Source organism: Amaricoccus sp. (assembly GCF_036846665.1).
Classification (GTDB): Bacteria; Pseudomonadota; Alphaproteobacteria; order Rhodobacterales; family Rhodobacteraceae; genus Amaricoccus.
Genome location: NZ_DAIUBO010000276.1, coordinates 1 through 4425 on the forward strand (window position 1 = coordinate 1; position 4425 = coordinate 4425).

General features: G+C 71.7%; 4 protein-coding genes. All 4 read left to right on the top strand.

What is annotated here, in order from left to right:
* Positions 1-319 precede the first annotated feature (319 nt).
* A complete protein-coding gene (locus tag V7050_RS18505; protein WP_324369629.1) occupies positions 320-919 on the top strand; it encodes a carbonic anhydrase in 600 nt (199 codons plus the stop codon).
* Positions 920-1043: 124 nt separating this feature from the next.
* Positions 1044-2057, top strand: coding sequence for a BMP family protein (locus V7050_RS18510; protein WP_324375715.1), 1014 nt, complete (start codon positions 1044-1046; stop codon positions 2055-2057).
* The gene (locus V7050_RS18515; protein WP_324369627.1) at positions 2058-3569 is read left to right on the top strand and encodes an ABC transporter ATP-binding protein; all 1512 of its coding nucleotides are present in this window, start codon (positions 2058-2060) and stop codon (positions 3567-3569) included. It begins immediately after the preceding gene.
* A gap of 8 nt (positions 3570-3577) precedes the next feature.
* Positions 3578-4425: ABC transporter permease (locus V7050_RS18520; RefSeq protein WP_324410989.1), on the top strand; the 848-nt coding region annotated here is incomplete at its 3' end.

Genomic DNA, 4425 nt, shown 5'->3' on the forward strand with positions numbered 1-4425 from the left:
CGTCACGCCGAAGGCGTGCCTCCGGCACGACGCGGGCGCTTCGCTCCCGCCCGGGTCGGGCGCTGCCCTCGTCTGTTGGCGGGACGGTCGTATCGGGAACAATGGACTCCAACTGCCATCCCCCTGACACCGGACCATCCTGCGGCCCTCCCTCGCCACCCCCGGCCCCGCGCAACAGCCGGGGTATCTTCGGCCCGGATCCCGTCTTGCCCGTTGCGCGCCGCCGGCCGACGCGCGAGAATCACGATGATGGCGCGGCACCGATCCGCCGCGCTCCCGCCAGAGGCCCGCCGAGCGGGCGCAGAGGAGGACATGTCCCGTGGTCGAGGCCCTGCTCCGCCGCAACGCCACCTGGGCCGAGGGCATCGCCCGCACCGACCCAGGCCTCTTTCCGCGCCTCGCCGCGCAGCAGGCGCCGGAATTCTTCTGGATCGGCTGCTCGGACAGCCGCGTGCCGGCCAATGTCGTCGCCGGACTCGATCCCGGCGAGGTCTTCGTGCATCGCAACGTCGCCAATGTGGTGCATTCCTCCGATCTCAACCTGCTCTCGGCGCTGGAATTCGCCGTGGAGGCGCTCGGGGTGCGCGATATCATCGTCTGCGGCCATTACGGCTGCGGCGGGGTGCGGGCGAGCTGCGAGAACGCGCATCACCGGCTGGTCGACCACTGGATCGAACCGATCCGCCGGCTGTCGGTGCAGCATGCGCCGGAGCTCGACGCCCTGCCGAGCGCCGAGGCGCGGCTCGACCGGCTCTGCGAGATCAACGTCCGCGACGGCGTCTCGCGCGTCGCCGAGACCCCGATCATGCGCGCGGCCTGGGAAGGTGGCGCCAGGGTGCGCATCCACGGCCTGATCTACGGCATCCGCGACGGGCTGCTGCGCAACCTCGACTGCACCATCGCGCCGCTCCCGGCCTGACCCCGCCCCGGGCGGCCCGGGGCGAAATCGGGACGGCCCGGCGATTTCCGCTTGTCCGGGCCCCGGGTCGATGCAACGATTCCGGACACTTCCGACAACAGGGAAACAACAGGGGAAACCGACGATGACGACGAGATCCCATGCCTGGTCGCGGCGCGGCGTGCTTGCCGGCGGCGGCGCGGTCCTGACGGCATCCTTCCTCGCGCGGCGGGCGCGCGCCGCCGATCCGCTGAAGGTGGCGGCGATCTACACCGTCCCGGTGGAACAGCAATGGGTCAGCCGCATCCACATGGCCGCCAATGCCGCGGCCGAACGCGGCGACATCGAATACGTCTTCTCCGAGAACGTCTCGAATTCCGACTACGACCGGGTGATGCGGGAATATTCCGAGGCCGGCAACGGCCTCGTCATCGGCGAGGTCTTCGGGGTCGAGCAGGCCGCGCGCGAGGTGGCGGCGGATTATCCCGATACCGCCTATCTCATGGGCTCGAGCTTCCCGCCCGATCCGGCGCTGGCCAATTTCTCGGTCTTCGACAACTACATCCAGGACGCCTCCTATCTCAGCGGCATCATCGCCGGGGCGATGACCGGCTCGGGCCGCATCGGCATGGTCGGCGGCTTCCCGATCCCCGAGGTCAACCGGCTTATGCATGCCTTCATGCGGGGGGTTGAGGAATCCCAGACCGACGTTGCCTTCCAGGTCGCCTTCATCGGCAGCTGGTTCGATCCGCCCAAGGCCAAGGAGACCGCCTTCGCCATGATCGACAACGGCGCGGACGTGATGTACGCGGAGCGCTTCGGCGTCTCCGATGCCGCCGCCGAGCGCGGCGTGCTGGCGATCGGCAATGTCATCGACACCCAGGCCGATTATCCCGAGACCGTCGTCGCCTCGGCGCTCTGGCATTTCGAGCCGACGCTCGACGCCGCCATCGCCGCGGTCCGGGACGGCAGCTTCACCGCCGCCGATTACGGGGTCTATTCCTTCATGATCAACGGCGGCTGCTCGCTCGCGCCGCTCGGCACCTTCGAGGGCAAGGTGCCCGAGCCGGCGATGCAGGTGGTGGCCGAGCGCCAGGCGCAGATCATGTCGGGCGAACTCGTCGTGGAGATCGACGACAGCGAACCCGCGTCGAGCTGAATGGGGCAGGCGGCGCCGGTCGTCCTGCGGCTCGAAGGCGTCACCAAGCGCTTCGGGCCGCTGACCGCCAATGACGCGATCTCCTTCGAGCTGCGCCGCGGCGAGGTGGTGGCGCTCCTGGGCGAGAACGGCGCCGGCAAGACCACGCTGATGAGCATCCTCTTCGGCCATTACCTCGCCGATGCGGGGAGGGTCGAGGTCGAGGGCCGTCCGCTGCCGCCCGGCGACACGCGGGCGGCGCTGGCTGCCGGGCTCGCCATGGTGCACCAGCATTTCACCCTCGCCGACAGCATGAGCGTCTTGGAGAACATCGCGCTCGGCACCCAGCCGCTCTGGGCGCCGCGGCTCGACCGGGGGCGCGCGCTCGCGCGGATCCGCGAGATGAGCGCCGATTTCGGCCTCGAGGTCGACCCCGCCGCCCGCATCGCCGACCTCTCCGTGGGCGAGCGCCAACGCGTCGAGATCCTCAAGGCGCTCTACCGCGAGGCGCGGGTGCTCATCCTCGACGAGCCCACGGCGGTGCTGACCCCGCAGGAATCGGAGGCGCTCTTCGCCACCCTGCGGCGGCTGGTCGCGCGTGGGCTGGCGATCATCTTCATCTCCCACAAGCTCGGCGAGGTCATGGCGGTCAGCGACCGGGTGCTGGTGCTGCGCGCCGGCCGGCTGGTGGGCGAGCGCGCCACCGCCGACACCGACCGCCACGCGCTCGCCGAGCTCATGGTCGGCGCCGAGATCCCGCGCCCCGACATCGGCCCGGCGCAGCCCGGCCCGATGCTGGTGGAGATGAAGGGCGTCACCGCCGGCGGGCTCGGCCCGGTGGATCTCGCGCTGCGCGGCGGCGAGATCACCGGCATCGCCGGGGTCTCCGGCAACGGCCAGGCAGCGCTCGCCGAGGTGCTTTCCGGCACGCTGGCGCCGCAGGCGGGCACGCTCGCGATCGAAGGCCGCGCCGCCGGCGCCTGGTCGCCGCGCGCCGCACTCGCCGCCGGCATCGCGCGGGTGCCCGAGGACCGCCACGGCGTCGGCGTGATCGGCGACATGAGCGTGACCGAGAACCTGGTCGCGGAGGCCTATCGCGCCCCCGCCTTCAGCCGCCGCGGCTGGATGAAGCGCCCGGCCACCCGCGACTTCGCCCGGCGCGTCATCCGCGACTACGAGGTGAAGTGCCCCGGCCCCGAGGCGCCGGCGCGGCTGCTCTCGGGCGGCAACATGCAGAAGCTGATCCTCGGCCGCGCGCTCGACGGCGAACCGCGCATCATCCTCGCGAGCCAGCCGACCCGCGGCCTCGACGTGGGCGCGGTGGCCTATGTGCACGCCCGCCTGCTCGAGGCGCGGGCGCGGGGCGCGGCGGTGCTGCTCATCTCCGAGGACCTCGACGAAATCATGGCGCTCTCCGACCGCATCCACGTCATCTCCCGCGGACGGCTGTCGCCGCCCAGCGCCCGGGGCGAACTGAGCATCCGCGAGATCGGGGCCCGCATGGCCGGGCTCGGCTTCGACCATGCCGCCTGAGGCCCGAAATGCGCCTTGAGCCGCGCATCGCCTCGCCGGCGCAGACCATCCTCTACCCCGTGGCCGCCTTCGCCGCGACCTTCGCCTTCGCCGCGCTCCTGGTGCTCCTGGCCGGCGTCTCGCCGCTCGGCGTCTTCCGGCTGGTCTTCCTCGGCGCGGCGGGATCGCAGTTCGCCCTGCTCGAGACGCTCACCCGCGCCACGCCGCTGATCTTCACCGGGCTCGCGGTGACGGTCGCCTTCCGCGCCAAGCTCTGGAACATCGGCGCCGAGGCGCAGCTCTACATCGGCGCGGTGGTGACGGTGGTGCTCGGCACCGGGGCGGTCGCGGCCCCCTCCTGGGCGCTGGTCCCGCTGATCGCGCTCGCGGCGATGCTGGCGGGCGGGCTGCTCCTGCTCGGCCCGGCGCTCCTCAAGACCCGCTTCGGGGTGGACGAGGTGGTGACCACGCTGCTCCTGAACTTCATCGTGCTGCTCTTCGTCTCCCTGCTGCTCGAAGGCCCGCTGAAGGACCCCATGGGCCTCGGCTGGCCGCAGTCGCAACGAGTCGTCGCCGAGGCGCAATGGCCGCGGCTGGTGCAGGGCAAGCGGCTGCACATGGGATTCGCGGTCGCCATCCTCGCCGCGCTCGCCGTCTGGCTGATGCTGGCGCGCAGCGTGCTCGGCTACGAGATGCGCGCGGTCGGCCACAATGCCGCCGCGGCGCGCTTCGCGGGCATCCCCGTGAACCGCGTGCTGGCGCTGACCGCGCTGATCTCCGGCGGGCTGGCGGCACTCGGCGGCGTCGCGGAGGTCTCGGGGCTCAAGGGCAACCTCACGCTCGATCTCTCGCCGGGCTTCGGCTACACCGGCATCGT